This is a genomic window from Streptomyces sp. TRM49041, assembly GCF_008271805.1.
In the GTDB taxonomy this organism is placed as follows: Bacteria; Actinomycetota; Actinomycetes; order Streptomycetales; family Streptomycetaceae; genus Streptomyces.
In genome coordinates this window covers 1-13496 of sequence record NZ_VSRY01000131.1, presented here as the reverse complement: position 1 = coordinate 13496, position 13496 = coordinate 1, and the positions used below count along the sequence as shown (strand labels likewise).

The window sequence follows — 13496 nt, the reverse complement described above, 5'->3', positions numbered from 1 at the left end:
TACTGAGGTTGAACTCGTGATGTCGCTGGGTCGTTCAGGTGGGTCTGATGGTCAGGCCGGTCTCGGCGAGGCAGCCGTCTATCAGGTGGCTGCGGTACTGGATGTGCCGGAGGCCGCGTCGGATGCGCTGGACGAGGTGTTCGGGGGTATTGAAGGCGACGTTGGAGAGCCAGCCCCGCCGCAGTAGTGACCAGATCCCTTCGACGGGGTTGAGGTCGGGTGCGTAGGGCGGCAAGTAGTAGATGGTCAGCCAGTCCCGGGCTTCGGCGAACTCCCGCAGCCCGGCGGCCTTGTGAACGTTCAGGTTGTCCCAGACGAGCACGATCGGGCCCCCGAGCTGCTGGTGGGCGGCGATCAGCAGGTCCCGGTAATCGCGCCAGGAGAAGCTCTTGCGTCCGTCGCGCTGACCGTCGTCCCTGCGCGGCCGGTAGATCAGCCGCGACCGGTGGCCGGGCTTGTAGCAGGTCAGCGCGGCGATGGATATCCGTCTGCGGGAACGGCCCCGCACCCGCACCACCGGGGTCCGGCCGCGCCGAGACCAAGTCTTCGCGTGCGGCGGCGTCATGGAGAAGCCGGCCTCGTCCTCGAAGACGAGCCAGGCCCCACGGGCCGCCGCTAACCTTCCGCGCGGGGCCACACCTCCTTGGCCCACCCCGCGACCGCATCGTCGTCCCGCTCCACGGCCCGACGGGCAGGCACCTGGCAGGACCAGCCATTGCGCACCAGCAGCTTCCGCACGCCCTGGACCGTGTAGGTCAGGTGGAAGCGCCGGCCGATCACCGTCTTCACACGGCTCAGGGTCCAGCGTTGGTCTTCCCAGCCGTGCGCGGCCGGACCCTTGGCCAGCTCCGCCTCCAGCTGCGTGAACTGCTTCTGACTCAGCCTCGGCAGCGACGCCGGCCCCTGCGACCGCAGAGCCCGGGGACCGCCCTCGTCCCACATCTGCCGCCATCGCTGCACCGAACGGACGCTGACCCGCAGGTCCTTCGCGATCACCGAGCTCGCCTCGCCCAGGGCGAACCTCTCGGCCGCCTTTAGCCGTAACTCCTCGCGGAACTGCTGCCGTTCGGCGGTCAGCCCGCCCCCTTGTGGATACCGCATGCCTTCGGTGATACCGCACAGGCGACGAGCCGTCAGCCCCTACGACACCACGAGTTCAACCTCAGTAGCCGCTCTTTTCATGATCAGGATATAGGGCACAGGGGGGCTTGCGGCAAGGTCCCGGGGGTGCCGCAGAATCGCCTACCCAACCCGGAAACACGGGCCTGGGCGGCTCCTGCCGACGCGATCTGACGCCCTACTCACATCCCTTTCGAAGGAACGAGTAGCCCTTGCATGAGCTGACCTACGTTGGCCACTGCCACTGCCACTGCCACTGCCACTGCCACTGCCACTGCCACTGCCACTGCCACTGACAACAAGACCGGGCAGGCCCCTGTCAGGCGGAGCCCGGAATCCCACGAAATGAGAGTCACCACATGCGCGTGCTGTTGATGGCCTACGGGTCGCGCGGAGACATCGAACCGCTGGTGGCGGTTGCGGTGCGGCTGCGGGACCTCGGAGTCGACGTGCGGATGTGCACGCCTCCGGACTTCGCGGAACTGTTCGACTCCGTCGGCCTCCCGCTGGTGCCGATAGGCGATCCGATGCGCCCGTTCGTGAAGGGGGTGCTCACCGGGAAGACGAAGGCTCCTGCGGAGGGGCTGCCCGCACGCGCGGCCGCAATGACCGCCACGACGTACGAGGCGGTCGTCACGGCTGCCGAGGGATGCGACGTGATCCTGGCGACCGGTCTGCTCCCGGCGGCGGCCGGCGCGCGGACGGCAGCCGAGCACCTGGGCATCCCTTACGTGTTCGTTGCCTACTTCCCCGCCTACCTGCCCTCGCCACACCACCCGCCGTTCGAGCGGCCGGGCAGGCCGTTCCCGCCCGGCGTGACCGACAACCGAATGCTGTGGGACCTGGACACCGAAACCATGAACGTGCTGTTCGGGACCGGGCTCAACACCCACCGGGCGTCCATCGGCCTGCCGCCGGTGGGCCACTTCCGCGACTACGTCCTCACCGACCGCCCCTGGCTGGCCACCGACCCGGTCCTCAGCCCGTGGCAGGAGCCGGCGGACCTCGACGTGGTGCAGACCGGCGCGTGGTTCCGGACGGACGATCGCCCGCTGCCGGCCGACGTGGAGGCGTTCCTCCACGCCGGCGAACCGCCGGTGTACGTGGGGTTCGGCAGCATTCCCATGCGCGACGCAGACGGCGTGGCCCGGGCGGCCGTCGAGGCGGTCCGGGCGCAGGGCCGACGTGTGCTCCTCTCCCGCGGCTGGGCCGACCTGGCCGTGGCCGACGACCAGGACGACTGCTTCGCCGTCGGCGAGGTCAACCACCACGCCCTGTTCCCGCGTGTCGCCGCCGTCGTCCACCACGGCGGCGCGGGCACCACGACCACGGCCGCCCGGGCCGGTGCGCCCCAGGTGGTCGTACCCCAGCTGGCGGACCAGCCGTACTGGGCCGGCCGCGTGGCCGACCTCGGCATCGGCGCGGCACACGACGGCCCGAACCCGACCTCCGAGTCCCTGTCGGCCGCGCTCGGTATCGCCCTGGCTCCCGAGACCCGAGCCCGGGCAGCCGCTGTGGCCGGCACGATCCGCACCGACGGCGCGGCAGTGTCCGCAAAGCTGCTGCTCGACAAGGTCGGCTGAGAAAGGTGCCCGACCAAGAGGTCCGCCACCCGACGGTGGCGGGCCTCGGTCTGCCCCGCGCCCGGTGTACGGAGGTATGCGCCAGTGGCCGCCGACCCCTCCTCCAGGCACCATGCCCCGCCGCATCCCCACTCCGCCATTCGACGTGGAATCACTGATACCGGAGCTTTCCGGTCTCGCGCGGGAGGCGACCCTGCCGTATCCGCGTAGCGGCGAACCGAGGGTGCACGACAGTTCCATCGGCGGCCCTCTGCCGGCTCGGACCCCAGCCGGGGCACCAAGACCGACCACGCAGTCGTCGACACCATCGGCCACGGGATGGACCTGGGCGACCTCGGTTGCGTGTACCTCTTCGTCTGCCCCGAGTGCCCGGACACGCCGTACACACCCTACGACTGCTGAGCAGCCCACCAACTCGGGAAACGGTCAGCTCGCGAACGGGAAGCGATCTTCAACGGGTCGGGACGTGGCTGGTCAGGGCTACTCGTGAACACCCGGAACCTGAACCGGTGCCCCACGATCGCCCGGCTGTGGTCGTCGATGAAGGCGAACAAGTACGTCTTCCGCCCGCCGACCCTCGGCCCGTGCAAGGCGTCCCCGGTCCACAACTCGTTGCCGCAGGTTGCCTCGAACTGGCCGAACACGCTCCTTTCGTCACCGCCGGCGCCGGTCAGCACGGCCGCAACGAAGTGCCGTTGCAGGGTGCGTTCGGTCGGCGACCAGCCTTGCGTGGTCCGTAGGATCCGCTGGATCTGCGCCGCCGTGCGGCCTGGGTTCTCCCGCTTCAGCTCGGCCGCCAGCTCCAGCACCTCCGGCGGCGTCCTGGGGACCGCCTTGCGCGGCTCGGGCTCCAGCGCGGCGAACCCGCCGCTGCGGTAGTCCCTGGTCCACCGGTCGATCGTGCCCCTGGACACATTCACCTGCCGGCCGAAGGGTTCCGAATGTTCCTTCTCCGCCAATTCCCGTGCCAGACGGCCTCGTTCATGCGTGGCCAGGCTTGTGTCCAATAGGTCCTGGATCAGGGAACAGCGGAACAGACCGACCTGCCGGGCCTTATCCGCCCGGCGGCGGTCCTCGTCCTCGCTCGATGCCATGCGCGGACTCTTCTCGCATCTCGGTCAGTGTCCGACCCTCACGCGGACGGACACGGTCAAGACTTCCGGCACCTCCCTTCACCGCCCAGGGGCGGCCCGTGTTGATCAAATGCCTGAAGAGGTGCAGGTCAGTATCCGGCCGTCTATCACCCGGCCCGCGAACTCCCACCGCGACACCGTGTTCACGTGGGCCCACTTTGTCGCGGCCGCCTGATGGGCGGCCGCGACCGCCGAGACCGCGTCTGCGAGCGCAGTCCCAGACGGGTCGGGCATCACCGGGTCATCGGCGAGCGCGACCAGGGTGACGGTGAAGTACCGGCGAACGTTCTCGGACCGCTCGCGGAAGCGGCGGATCCAGCCGCGGACCGTGCCCTCGGCCCGGCCCAGATGGGCAGCGACCCGGCGGTGCCCTATCCCCAAGGCCGCTATCTCCAGCCCGGTCCCGATCACCTCGGCCGCGTCCGCCCGACGCGGCCATACCGCTTCCGGCAGCAGCATGTGCGTGACCTGACAGTCGGAACAGCGCGACCGGCGGGGGCGGACGAACAGCCGGGTCCCGAGATCACCACTTACCTCCCGCGGCCGCCCGTGTCCCCACGGCGCCAGGACCGCCCTGTACGACGGGCAGGCCAACTCACCTGCCCGCAGCTGCCGCTCCACCAGCAACACCGCCACCTCCGTCTGACCTGCAGCAGTCAGCCCGAACCTCTCCAGACGGGCCAGCGTTCATGTTCGGATCACCCGGGCGGCGGCCTCACCCGACAACAGCCTCACCCCGCCGCTCTGCCCTCCCTGAGCAGCAGCGATGATGGCCCCGTGGTGACAGACCTTGAACTCTTCGCGGACTACTTCCAGATCCACATCCTGGACGACGAGTCCGACGGCGACCTGAGTGACGTGTGGACCGAACAAGCCGTACTGGACGGCCTCGGCGTCACCGAAGATGCCCTGGGCATCGGCACTGCCGTCAACGTCATCGTGGCAGTCAGCGTCCACGTCCTCGCGCAACAGCCGGACGACGACAGCGACGACTTCGACCACGTCGTCGAAGCAAGCCTCAACCTGGTCTCGGGACGACTCGTCGTGCTGGGCTGCACCGACTACCTCCCCGATGCGGCACGCTTCGACGTGCCCGCCGGGTGGACCCGCATCCGCGCTTCCCGACGGAACCTCGCCGCCGCAGCCTTCCCCGACCCCGACTGCGAGGACGAGCCGGAGGACACCGAGGAAATCCGACTGCAAGCCTGGCCGGCCCCGCACTCCCAGCCGCACATCATCAAACGATGGACACGCCCCGACGCGTAGTCGCTGTCGCGAGCCCTCTACATGCTCACTATGTCGTCGCGCACGAAGTCTTCCCAGGCATCAGAGACCCCACCTGAACGTCTCCACCGCGAGTGTCGCCAAGCCTCTCGTTCCTGTTCATACAGAACGTCGCTCAACAGTGGCCCCGCTGCTGCCGCCTGGTCCCGAGCGCCGCCGTCGGCATCCGGGACGGTTGCGCGTTCCTGACCGAGTGGCACTCGCCGGCGTGATGTACGTGCTGCGGACCGGTCCCCCCCCTGGGCCCGTGATTGGAAGGATTGTTCCATGGGTCCTCCAGCGTCTCCGCAGGACGGCATTCTGAAACGATCAGTAAAAGAGTGTTTTGTCCCGCCCGGAGTGCTTCATTGCAGTTCAGGTGGTGGACCGCTTCGGGTCAGCTGGGGCAGTAGACGTTTCTTGTGACAGGTGAGGCGGATGACGGCGTACGAGGGCCCGTTTCGGTCCTTTCGCTCCTGTCTGATCCCAACACGCCCCCGGTCACGCCGGTTTGCGCCCTGTGGCGGGACGGCGGCCATCGGTACTACAGAAACATGCCTCGTAAGCAGCGGCCGTACCCGAGTGACCTGTCCGATGCCCGTTGGAAACTGCTGGAACCAACTCTGACAGCCTGGCGGGCCGAACGGAGAGGAAAGGGCCTGGACATCGGGCGGCCGCCCGAGCACGATCTGCGCCGGATCATGGACGCCATCCTTTATGTCGACCGAACCGGGATTCCCTGGCGGTACCTGCCACACGACTTCGCTCCGTGGGAGACGGTTTACGGCTACTTCGCCGCCTGGCAGAAGGGCGAGGTCTTCGACCAGCTCAACGGTCTCCTGCGGCGCCTGGTCCGGGAAGCCGAGGGCCGCGATGCCGAGCCGAGTGCCTGCGTCCTCGACGCCCAGAGCGTCAAGACCTCGGCCAATGTGCCCGCGGCCGGCCAGGGCATCGACGCGGGTAAGAAGATCGCAGGCCGCAAACGTCACATCGGCGTCGACACCGCCGGCCTCCTCCTGGCCGTGCTGGTCACCGCCGCCAGCGTCTCCGACAACGTGGGCGGTATCCATCTGCTCTCGGACATCGCCGAAGGTCATCCCCGCGTCACCAAGGCGTGGGCCGACAGCGGCTACAGCACCAAGGTCATCGACCACGGTGCCCCCCTGGGCATCGACGTCGAAGTCACCCGCCGCGACCCTGCCCAGAAGGGCTTCAAGGTGATTCCGCGGCGCTGGGTCGTCGAGCGGACGTTTGGCTGGCTTATTATGCACCACCGCCGCCTCGCCCGCGACTACGAGACCCACCCTCACCGCTCCGAAGCCATGATCAAGGTGGCAATGGTCGACCTCATAAGCCGCCGGCTCACCCATGAATCCACGCCGAACTGGCGCGACTCCTGAGTGCACCAAGTCAGGAGGCAGAGCCTTGAGCAGGACAGTGCCAGTCGGCCGAATCGATCATGTTCCCCTCCATGTCGCTGAGGTGGAAGCAGTTGCCGTTGACCCACACCGTGACCGATTCGGGCCGATGGTCGACCTGGAACGGTTCGTCCCCGCGTAGAGTCCCGGACCATGAACCATCTGCTGCAGGCGAGTGCGTGACAACGACCCACGTCTGCTTCGGGAGAAGCTGATGCGTTTCCGCCCAGGGCTCCACGATCAGCTCCAGCGCGGCCTCACCACCGTTGCTGAGCAGTAGCCGCGCTGTTCCCCCAGTGACCATTCCCGGCACCCCTCCTTGCCTCTACGGACCATCCCACCTGCAACCGCAGGCCCTACGGGTCCACACGACCCGATCGTCACAGGCGCGATCACCTGATCCAAGCGGCTTCGTCGCCTGAGTTATCAAACAGCCCTGCCAGGACAAAACGCTCTTTAAGGCCCTGTCCGGAGGATCACGACTCGGACGCGGTGGTCTGGCACGCCCATCTGCGGCGTTGTCGTCTGGTGAGGGAGGAAGAATGAGCGGCATGACCATGGTGAAAGACATCGATGTCCGCGGTATGCAGCACTGTGAGACGACGGCATTGGGCGTGCTGCTGCGGCATGAGGGACTCGACCTGTCCGAGCCCATGCTGTTCGGGCTTGGCTCCGGGCTGTCCTTCATCTACTGGGACAGCAAAGGCATGGGCTTTCCCTTCCTGGGAGGCCGGGTCAAGCCGTTCGAGCTCACCAGGAACCTGGCCGCCGTACTCGGACTTGAGCTGCTGGTCAGGGAGACCACCTCCCCGCGCAAGGCGTGGCAGAACGTGGCGGCACCCATCGACGCCGGTCGGCCGGTCGGCCTTCAGCTCGACAGCTACCATCTGGACTACTTCAGCACCAAGGTGCACTTCGGCGGGCACGTAGTGGCCATGTACGGCTACGACGAACAGGACGCCTACCTGGTGGACACCGCTCCGCAGGGCGGAGCCGTGTCGACCAGCCTCGCCGGCCTGGCCAGGGCCAGGGCCGAGCGCGGCCCCATGACCGCCAGGCACCGCTCCTTCACCATCACGGCGCCCAGCAGCCTGACGCCACCGCAGGACCGGATCATCCCCGCGATCAAGGCATGCGCCGACGCCTTCCTGAACCCGCCCATCGCGAACCTGGGCCACCGGGGCATCGAGAAGACCGCCAAGCAAGTGCCGAAATGGCTGCAGCGCAGCGACAATCCGCGGGAGGACCTGCCACGGGCCGCCCTCCTCATGGAGAGGGCAGGCACCGGCGGCGCCCTGTTCCGCAATCTCTACCGGGACTTCCTCGCCGAGTGTGCCCAGCTGATCGAAAGCAGCCACCTGCGCACTGGCCACAGCCTTTATGCCGAGGCCGCCACCCTCTGGACACAGGTGGCCGCACTCATCGCGGCAGCAGGCGAATCCGGCGACGCGAAGAACCTCATGCAGGCCGGCTCTGTCCTCCATGAGCTCTCGCGTATCGAACGCGATGCGATGCAGGCACTCAGCATGCTCTAACACCCAGCAGCACTTTCGCCTTCGTCCCCGTCGCTGCCGCTGGAGCGTCGCCCGGCCCCTCTTTGAGTATCAGTCTGCCGCTGATGTCCACCGCCCGGGCCCCGGTGTTGCGTACTCGGGCCCGCAGTTGAGGGACACCGCCGGGGCCACGGGCGAAGATGAGTTTGGTGATGCGGAAGTCGGAGGGCTTCTCGCCGCCGGGGCCGATGTCGAGATAGACGCGGACGCCGACCCGGTTGGTCAGGCCACGTTGCCCTGCGGGCCGGGGCCGAACGGCGCTGGACCCAGATGACTGCGTACCGTTCGCCTTCCCCAGCCGTCCGCGGAACCCGGATCGTCGCATGCGGGCCTCGGCGTCCGGCTTGAGATCCAGGCTGGTGCGGTCCAGGGAGATCCTGCGGGCGAGTTCATTGCGCTTGCCGTTCAGTGGGAAGAAGAATCCGCCCTTGCGGATGCCTGTCGCACCGGGGTACATCCGAAGCTTCAGGGGCTCTCGGCTTCCGTTCTCCGCCTCGGGTCTCGGCGGATCACCACTCCGGGCGACAGATGGCCGATGATGTAGCTGGAGGCGAGCGGATCGCCCCGGCGATCAATGGGGGCTTCGAGAAGCTTGATGCCCAGGGTGATCTGGGGGACGTCCGGTGCCGGGCGTGCCTCGGCGGTGGCGGGCTGGATGAGTCCGGAAGATCGTCGTGCAGTGCAAGCGGTATCCCAGACACCGCTCCGTCGGCAGCCGCGGCATCCAGACCTTCAGTCGCGCCGCCCGGGCCGAGCACGGCGCCGACGTCCCCGTCTTCGTGGCTTCCTGTGTGTTCACCATGCCCGGCCCGCAAGTTCGCCGCCCCCCAGTCGGCTCCTCCGGCGCCCACCGCAGGCTCTCTCCCCGAGGTATGAGCCGCGCCCGCCATCGGAGTGAGCGCGGCATTCGTACGGCCCGCACACGGCGAAGCCGCTCAGGTGAACACGCAGCGGCGGGCTCGTTCGCGGTCCGCGGCGTCGGCCAGACCGTGGGGCAGCGCCGGAGCGAGCGGCAGTATCACGAGGGAGCTGCGGGGAGCGTCCGTGAAGACGATCGCCCGGCCCGCGGGCGCGTCCGGGAGGAACCGGCGAGCCACAGCCAGAACCACGTAGAGCGAGACGACCTCGCTCCCGCGTCACGCCGTGAACCAGGACACCACGAGACGGCTCACCCAGACTCGTCCGCGAGAGCCGGAAAAATCTCGGACGGTGATGTCGAGAAGCCGTGAACGGCTCCGTCCCCGGGGTGAACGTGACCAAGATGGGTCGCATCAGCACTGAGGAGGAACACGATGGCCAAGTACCTGCTGCTCAAGCACTACCGCGGCGCTCCGGCTCCGGTCAACGACGTGCCCATGGACCAGTGGACGCCGGAGGAGATCTCGGCGCACGTGCAGTACATGCGCGACTTCGCGGCCCGGCTCGAGGAGACCGGTGAGTTCGTCGACGGCCAGGCGCTCGCCCCTGAGGGCACGTTCGTCCGGTACGACGGTGAGGGGCGCCCGCCGGTCACCGACGGCCCGTTCGCCGAGACCAAGGACCTCATCGCCGGCTGGATGGTGATCGACGTCGACAGCTACGAGCGCGCCGTCGAGCTGGCCGGGGAGCTGTCGGCCGCCCCTGGGGCGGGCGGGGAGCCGATCCACGAGTGGCTCGAGGTGCGCCCGTTCCTGGCCTCGCCGCCCACCATCCCGGAGTGCCCTCACTGATGAACGAGGCCCTGCTCCGAAGCCTCACACCGAGCGTGCTCGGGATCCTCGTCCGCCGCGGAGCCGACTTCGCGGCGGCCGAGGACGCCGTGCAGGAGGCGCTGGTCGAGGCGGTCCGCGTTTGGCCGGTCGGCCCTTCCCCGAGCTCTGGGCTTCGCTCGAGCGGGGCAGACCCCATTCGGGACCCGAAGGGCTGGCTGGTCACCGTGGCCTGGCGCCGGTTCCTCGACGCGACACGGGCGGACGCCGCCCGCCGTCGGCGTGAGGGCCTTGTCGACGAGGAGCCCGCGCCCGGGCCGGTGCCCGCGGTGGACGACACGCTCCAGCTCTACTTCCTGTGCGCCCATCCGTCGCTGACGCCGTCGTCCGCGGTCGCGCTCACGCTGCGCGCCCTCGGCGGGCTCACCACCCGCCAGATCGCCCAGGCCTACCTGGTGCCCGAGGCGACCATGGCGCAGCGCATCAGCCGTGCCAAGCGCACTCTCTCCGGCGTTCGGTTCGACCAGCCCGGCGACGTCGCCACCGTGCTGCGCGTCCTCTACCTGGTCTTCAACGAGGGTTACTCCGGCGACGTCGACCTCGCCGCCGAGGCCATCCGGCTCACCCGCCGGCTCGCGGCCGCGATCGACCACCCCGAGGTGGCGGGGCTGCTCGCCCTCATGCTGCTTCACCACGCCCGGCGTGCCACCCGGACGGCGCCCGACGGCAGCCTGGTGCCCCTGGCCGAGCAGGACCGCAGCAGGTGGAACACCGAGTCGATCGCCGAGGGCATCGAGATCCTGCAGGCGGCCCTCGCCCGCGACCGGCTGGGGGAGTATCAGGCCCAGGCCGCCATCGCGGCACTCCACGCTGACGCGCCCAGCGCCGATGAGACTGACTGGGTACAGATCGTCGAGTGGTACGACGAGCTCGCGCGCCTGACCGACAGCCCGGTCGTCCGGCTCAACCGCGCGGTGGCCGTCGGTGAGGCCGACGGACCGTGCGCCGGGCTGACGGCACTCGCGGCGCTGAACGATTCACTGCCCCGCTACGACGCGGTGGCGGCGTACCTCCACGAGCGCGACGGCGACCTGACGAGGGCGGCGCGGCTGTACGCCGAGGCGGCCCGAAAAGCACCCAGCCTCGCCGAGCGCGACTACCTGATGCGCCGGGCCGCCCGGATCAATGCCCGTGGGTGTCGCTGACGGCCCGGGCTCGGATCCCGCAGCACTCGGCGGGCCGCGGCCCCGCGGCCAGAGCGGTCGCCTCACAGCGAGTAGGCGGGGGGCGAGACCAGGTGCTACGACGTGTTGCCGACGGAGAAGCTCAGCGATGTCAGGTGTGCTGGAAGCGTGTTATCTCAATTGCGCCGTCCCCTGAAGTGCCCGGTGGAGGTGGCCCGTCTGCGACGGTTCGGCTGCCCGAAAGGCGGCTCACACAGGCTGGTCTACGAAGAGCACGCGCACCTTCGACCCGACTCGGGACGAAGCCCTGGTGGGTGCTGGGACGGTGGGGTCTGTTGGGGTGAGGAGAGTCGGTCACGCGGTGCTGGGGCGGTCGTCCCGGGCCGGTGGCCGGGGGAGCGGCACGTGAGTGCGTGAGAGCTGACGGTGGTGTCGGCTGCCGCATAGCAGTGCCCGGCTCACCCATAGGGCGGTGAGAGTGAAACCCGGTGCCCATCCCGGCGGCCCGACGTCGCCCGCCGCCGGGATGGGCCCTGGTCCAGCCTGCGAACGCCTGCGAGCGGTGTTCTAGGAGCTGGCGCTCTGACCTGGACTGATCAGTTCGGGTGTGTGCAGTCAGTCGTACTGGTGCCCGAGCGGCCGTGGCGGTTGTGTGCGCTGATTCCGCAAGCGGTCTTGATCTGCGGTCTGGTCAGGTAGGTGGCGAAAGCGATCAGCTCTTGTCGCTCGTACGCCACGGGTGTGTGACGAATGGACACCCGAGTGGCATCGCTCGACGACCGGCCGGGGCTCGGCCCTGCTGGCCGAGCCCCGGCCCGCATCCCACTACGTGACGGCCGCTGAGAAGGCCGTCGCTCTTTTCAGGATCTCGATCGTCTTGGCCCGCTCGGCGGAGGGCTTGCGCAGCCGCTTCAGCTCTTCTCGCTCGGCCTTGCTCAACCCGCCCTGAGCCTCGCCGACGGCCTGCTGCTGATCGACGGCCTTCAGGACGGCTTCACCGTGCAGATGATGTCCTGACCCGGTAGAGGGGCCGCCGCGACGGTCGCGTCCGCCCTTGCCTTTCAGGAAGCCTTGGGCCAGAACTGGATCAAGTACTTCTCCACGCCCTCGGCCGTTCCCGTCTCCTCTGACAGGCGCTCGGCCTTGCCGCGGCCTGTGCAACTCACACGGACCCGCCGCCACAGCCCGGCAGAACCGGAGAGATCGATGACGCCGTCCGCGCGGCCCAGGTTCATCGACCACAGGGTCACCTGACCGCTGCTGGATCATCAACACCAGCCACCAGGTGATCATGAACGGGCCCAGTTACCGCCCCAACAAGCGCCCCAGGAACTCGACCGACAAGGGCCACTAGGATCCGTCGTCGCGGCTTCCCTTGCCAGCGTTTGAGCGGCACGAGTTGGCTTGTCAGAGGCATCCGCTAGTGTCCTGAGTCGGTAGTTCATTGGCGGTTGTAGGGTTGGGGGATGCCGGGCCCGAAGCCGTTGTCATTGGAGTTGTCCGAGCGCGAACGCCGCGTACTGCGAGGCTGGTTGCGCAAGCGGACCGCGGGGCAGGCCTTGGTGCTGCGCGCGAGGATCGTGCTGGCGTGCGCCGAGGGCCGCCCGAACGCGCAGGTCGCGCAGGAGCTCGGTATCTCGCGGGAGACGGTGCGCAAGTGGCGGTCCAGGTTCGCTTCCGACCGTCTTGAGGGACTCGTCGACGCTCCGCGCTCGGGTGCCCCGCGCAGGATCACGGACGAGCAGGTCGAGTCCCTGGTCGCCCGGACCCTCGACCAGGCACCCCCTTCGGGGGATTCGCACTGGTCGACGCGGTCGATGGCCCAGGCTGCGGGCATGTCGCAGTCCGCAGTCTCCAGAATCTGGCGGGCGTTCGGCCTCAAACCGCACATCGTGCAGACATGGAAGCTGTCCACCGACCCGCAGTTCGTGACCAAGGTCCGCGACGTGGTGGGCATCTACCTCGCCCCGCCCGAGAACGCCCTGGTGCTGGCGGTGGACGAGAAGTCGCAGATCCAGGCCCTGGACCGCACCCAGCCCGTGCTGCCGCTGGCACCGACGACGCCGGCGCGGATGACCCACGACTACGTCCGCCACGGCACCACCAGCCTGTTCGCCGCACTCGACATCGCCTCCGGCTCGGTCATAGCCCAGCACTACCGACGCCATCGCCACCAGGAGTTCCTCCGTTTCCTGAAGACCATCGACGCCGCCGTGCCCAAGGACCTGGACCTGCACCTGGTCCTGGACAACTACGCCACCCACAAGACCGAAGCGGTCAAGAAGTGGCTGCTGCGACACCCCCGCTTCCACCTGCACTTCACTCCCACCTCGGCATCCTGGCTCAACCTCGTCGAACGCTGGTTCGCCGAGCTGACCTGCCGCAAACTCCGCCGCTCGGCCCACCGCAGCGTCGTCGAGCTCGAACGCGACATCCGCGGCTGGATCAACGAGTGGAACAAGAACCCCAAGCCGTTCGTGTGGACCAAGACCGCAGACGAGATCCTCGAAACCCTCGCCGCATACTGCACACGAACTAACGACTCAGGACACTAG

Annotated in this window: 15 protein-coding genes and 2 pseudogenes; 9 read left to right on the top strand and 8 right to left on the bottom strand. The window is 68.5% G+C overall.

The window, feature by feature from the left end:
• Window positions 1-34: 34 nt before the first annotated feature.
• On the bottom strand, window positions 35-565 hold the full coding sequence (locus FVS66_RS16015; RefSeq protein WP_262386880.1) for a transposase: 531 nt from the start codon (window positions 563-565) through the stop codon (window positions 35-37).
• Between the two features lie 50 nt (window positions 566-615).
• Complete coding sequence (locus tag FVS66_RS16010) at window positions 616-1101, bottom strand: winged helix-turn-helix domain-containing protein (RefSeq protein ID WP_149180423.1); 486 nt, start codon at window positions 1099-1101, stop codon at window positions 616-618.
• A gap of 377 nt (window positions 1102-1478) precedes the next feature.
• Here FVS66_RS16010 and FVS66_RS16005 point away from each other — a divergent pair, with 377 nt between their 5' ends.
• The gene (locus FVS66_RS16005; RefSeq protein WP_149181857.1) at window positions 1479-2702 is read left to right on the top strand and encodes a glycosyltransferase; all 1224 of its coding nucleotides are present in this window, start codon (window positions 1479-1481) and stop codon (window positions 2700-2702) included.
• A 389-nt stretch (window positions 2703-3091) separates the two neighbouring features.
• Here FVS66_RS16005 and FVS66_RS15995 read toward each other — a convergent pair whose 3' ends face one another.
• Complete coding sequence (locus FVS66_RS15995; RefSeq protein WP_149181855.1) at window positions 3092-3796, bottom strand: helix-turn-helix domain-containing protein; 705 nt, start codon at window positions 3794-3796, stop codon at window positions 3092-3094.
• A 105-nt stretch (window positions 3797-3901) separates the two neighbouring features.
• Window positions 3902-4456, bottom strand: coding sequence for a DUF6431 domain-containing protein (locus FVS66_RS15990; protein WP_262387024.1), 555 nt, complete (start codon window positions 4454-4456; stop codon window positions 3902-3904).
• Window positions 4457-4612: 156 nt separating this feature from the next.
• Between FVS66_RS15990 and FVS66_RS15985 the strand changes: the two genes are divergently transcribed.
• The 3 genes and pseudogenes from FVS66_RS15985 to FVS66_RS15975 all read left to right on the top strand — a co-directional run bounded on the left by FVS66_RS15985 (window position 4613) and on the right by FVS66_RS15975 (window position 6498).
• Window positions 4613-5101 carry a hypothetical protein gene (locus FVS66_RS15985; RefSeq protein ID WP_149181853.1) on the top strand — a complete coding sequence of 163 codons (489 nt, stop codon included), beginning with the start codon at window positions 4613-4615 and terminating at the stop codon, window positions 5099-5101.
• Window positions 5102-5240: 139 nt separating this feature from the next.
• Window positions 5241-5351, top strand: a pseudogene (locus FVS66_RS15980) (IS5/IS1182 family transposase); the annotation flags it as partial.
• A gap of 301 nt (window positions 5352-5652) precedes the next feature.
• Window positions 5653-6498, top strand: a complete 846-nt coding sequence (locus FVS66_RS15975; RefSeq protein WP_149181852.1) for an IS5 family transposase — start codon at window positions 5653-5655, stop codon at window positions 6496-6498.
• Between the two features lie 10 nt (window positions 6499-6508).
• Here the strand turns inward: FVS66_RS15975 and FVS66_RS15970 are convergent, their stop codons facing one another.
• The gene (locus FVS66_RS15970; protein WP_149181851.1) at window positions 6509-6820 is read right to left on the bottom strand and encodes a hypothetical protein; all 312 of its coding nucleotides are present in this window, start codon (window positions 6818-6820) and stop codon (window positions 6509-6511) included.
• 247 nt (window positions 6821-7067) lie between these two features.
• On the opposite strand from FVS66_RS15970, the gene FVS66_RS15965 reads away from it, so the two are divergent.
• Window positions 7068-8051 (top strand): BtrH N-terminal domain-containing protein, encoded by a 984-nt coding sequence (locus FVS66_RS15965; protein ID WP_149181859.1) that lies wholly within the window; start codon window positions 7068-7070, stop codon window positions 8049-8051.
• Here FVS66_RS15965 and FVS66_RS15960 read toward each other — a convergent pair.
• On the bottom strand, window positions 8038-8526 hold the full coding sequence (locus tag FVS66_RS15960; RefSeq protein WP_149181850.1) for a hypothetical protein: 489 nt from the start codon (window positions 8524-8526) through the stop codon (window positions 8038-8040). The genes FVS66_RS15965 and FVS66_RS15960 overlap by 14 nt on opposite strands.
• 217 nt (window positions 8527-8743) lie before the next feature.
• On the opposite strand from FVS66_RS15960, the pseudogene FVS66_RS36850 reads away from it, so the two are divergent.
• A pseudogene (locus FVS66_RS36850) lies at window positions 8744-8857 on the top strand (restriction endonuclease); the annotation flags it as partial.
• A gap of 147 nt (window positions 8858-9004) precedes the next feature.
• Here the strand turns inward: FVS66_RS36850 and FVS66_RS35040 are convergent.
• Window positions 9005-9166 (bottom strand): hypothetical protein, encoded by a 162-nt coding sequence (locus FVS66_RS35040; protein ID WP_187645547.1) that lies wholly within the window; start codon window positions 9164-9166, stop codon window positions 9005-9007.
• A gap of 195 nt (window positions 9167-9361) precedes the next feature.
• Between FVS66_RS35040 and FVS66_RS15950 the strand changes: the two genes are divergently transcribed.
• Together FVS66_RS15950 and FVS66_RS15945 are read left to right on the top strand one after the other, a co-directional pair.
• Entirely contained in the window at window positions 9362-9778 is a 417-nt protein-coding gene (locus FVS66_RS15950; protein WP_149181849.1) for a YciI family protein, read from the top strand.
• Window positions 9778-10962 carry an RNA polymerase sigma factor gene (locus tag FVS66_RS15945; protein WP_149181858.1) on the top strand — a complete coding sequence of 395 codons (1185 nt, stop codon included), beginning with the start codon at window positions 9778-9780 and terminating at the stop codon, window positions 10960-10962. Before FVS66_RS15950 ends, FVS66_RS15945 begins: the two co-directional genes overlap by 1 nt.
• A gap of 1040 nt (window positions 10963-12002) precedes the next feature.
• Here the strand turns inward: FVS66_RS15945 and FVS66_RS35035 are convergent.
• Window positions 12003-12176, bottom strand: a complete 174-nt coding sequence (locus FVS66_RS35035) for a hypothetical protein (RefSeq protein ID WP_187645546.1) — start codon at window positions 12174-12176, stop codon at window positions 12003-12005.
• Window positions 12177-12407: 231 nt separating this feature from the next.
• On the opposite strand from FVS66_RS35035, the gene FVS66_RS15940 reads away from it, so the two are divergent.
• The gene (locus tag FVS66_RS15940) at window positions 12408-13496 is read left to right on the top strand and encodes an IS630 family transposase (RefSeq protein ID WP_149181358.1); all 1089 of its coding nucleotides are present in this window, start codon (window positions 12408-12410) and stop codon (window positions 13494-13496) included.

Bases quoted from the DNA above. Each gene is read 5' to 3' on its own strand.
- FVS66_RS35035 (WP_187645546.1), bottom strand. From the start codon at position 12,176: ATGAACCTGGGCCGCGCGGACGGCGTCATCGATCTCTCCGGTTCTGCC.
- FVS66_RS15970 (WP_149181851.1), bottom strand. From the start codon at position 6,820: ATGGTCACTGGGGGAACAGCGCGGCTACTGCTCAGCAACGGTGGTGAG.
- FVS66_RS15975 (WP_149181852.1), top strand. From the start codon at position 5,653: ATGCCTCGTAAGCAGCGGCCGTACCCGAGTGACCTGTCCGATGCCCGT.
- FVS66_RS15945 (WP_149181858.1), top strand. From the start codon at position 9,778: ATGAACGAGGCCCTGCTCCGAAGCCTCACACCGAGCGTGCTCGGGATC.
- FVS66_RS15940 (WP_149181358.1), top strand. From the start codon at position 12,408: ATGCCGGGCCCGAAGCCGTTGTCATTGGAGTTGTCCGAGCGCGAACGC.
- FVS66_RS15950 (WP_149181849.1), top strand. From the start codon at position 9,362: ATGGCCAAGTACCTGCTGCTCAAGCACTACCGCGGCGCTCCGGCTCCG.
- FVS66_RS15960 (WP_149181850.1), bottom strand. From the start codon at position 8,526: ATGTACCCCGGTGCGACAGGCATCCGCAAGGGCGGATTCTTCTTCCCA.
- FVS66_RS16010 (WP_149180423.1), bottom strand. From the start codon at position 1,101: ATGCGGTATCCACAAGGGGGCGGGCTGACCGCCGAACGGCAGCAGTTC.
- FVS66_RS16015 (WP_262386880.1), bottom strand. From the start codon at position 565: ATGACGCCGCCGCACGCGAAGACTTGGTCTCGGCGCGGCCGGACCCCG.
- FVS66_RS15965 (WP_149181859.1), top strand. From the start codon at position 7,068: ATGACCATGGTGAAAGACATCGATGTCCGCGGTATGCAGCACTGTGAG.
- FVS66_RS15995 (WP_149181855.1), bottom strand. From the start codon at position 3,796: ATGGCATCGAGCGAGGACGAGGACCGCCGCCGGGCGGATAAGGCCCGG.
- FVS66_RS16005 (WP_149181857.1), top strand. From the start codon at position 1,479: ATGCGCGTGCTGTTGATGGCCTACGGGTCGCGCGGAGACATCGAACCG.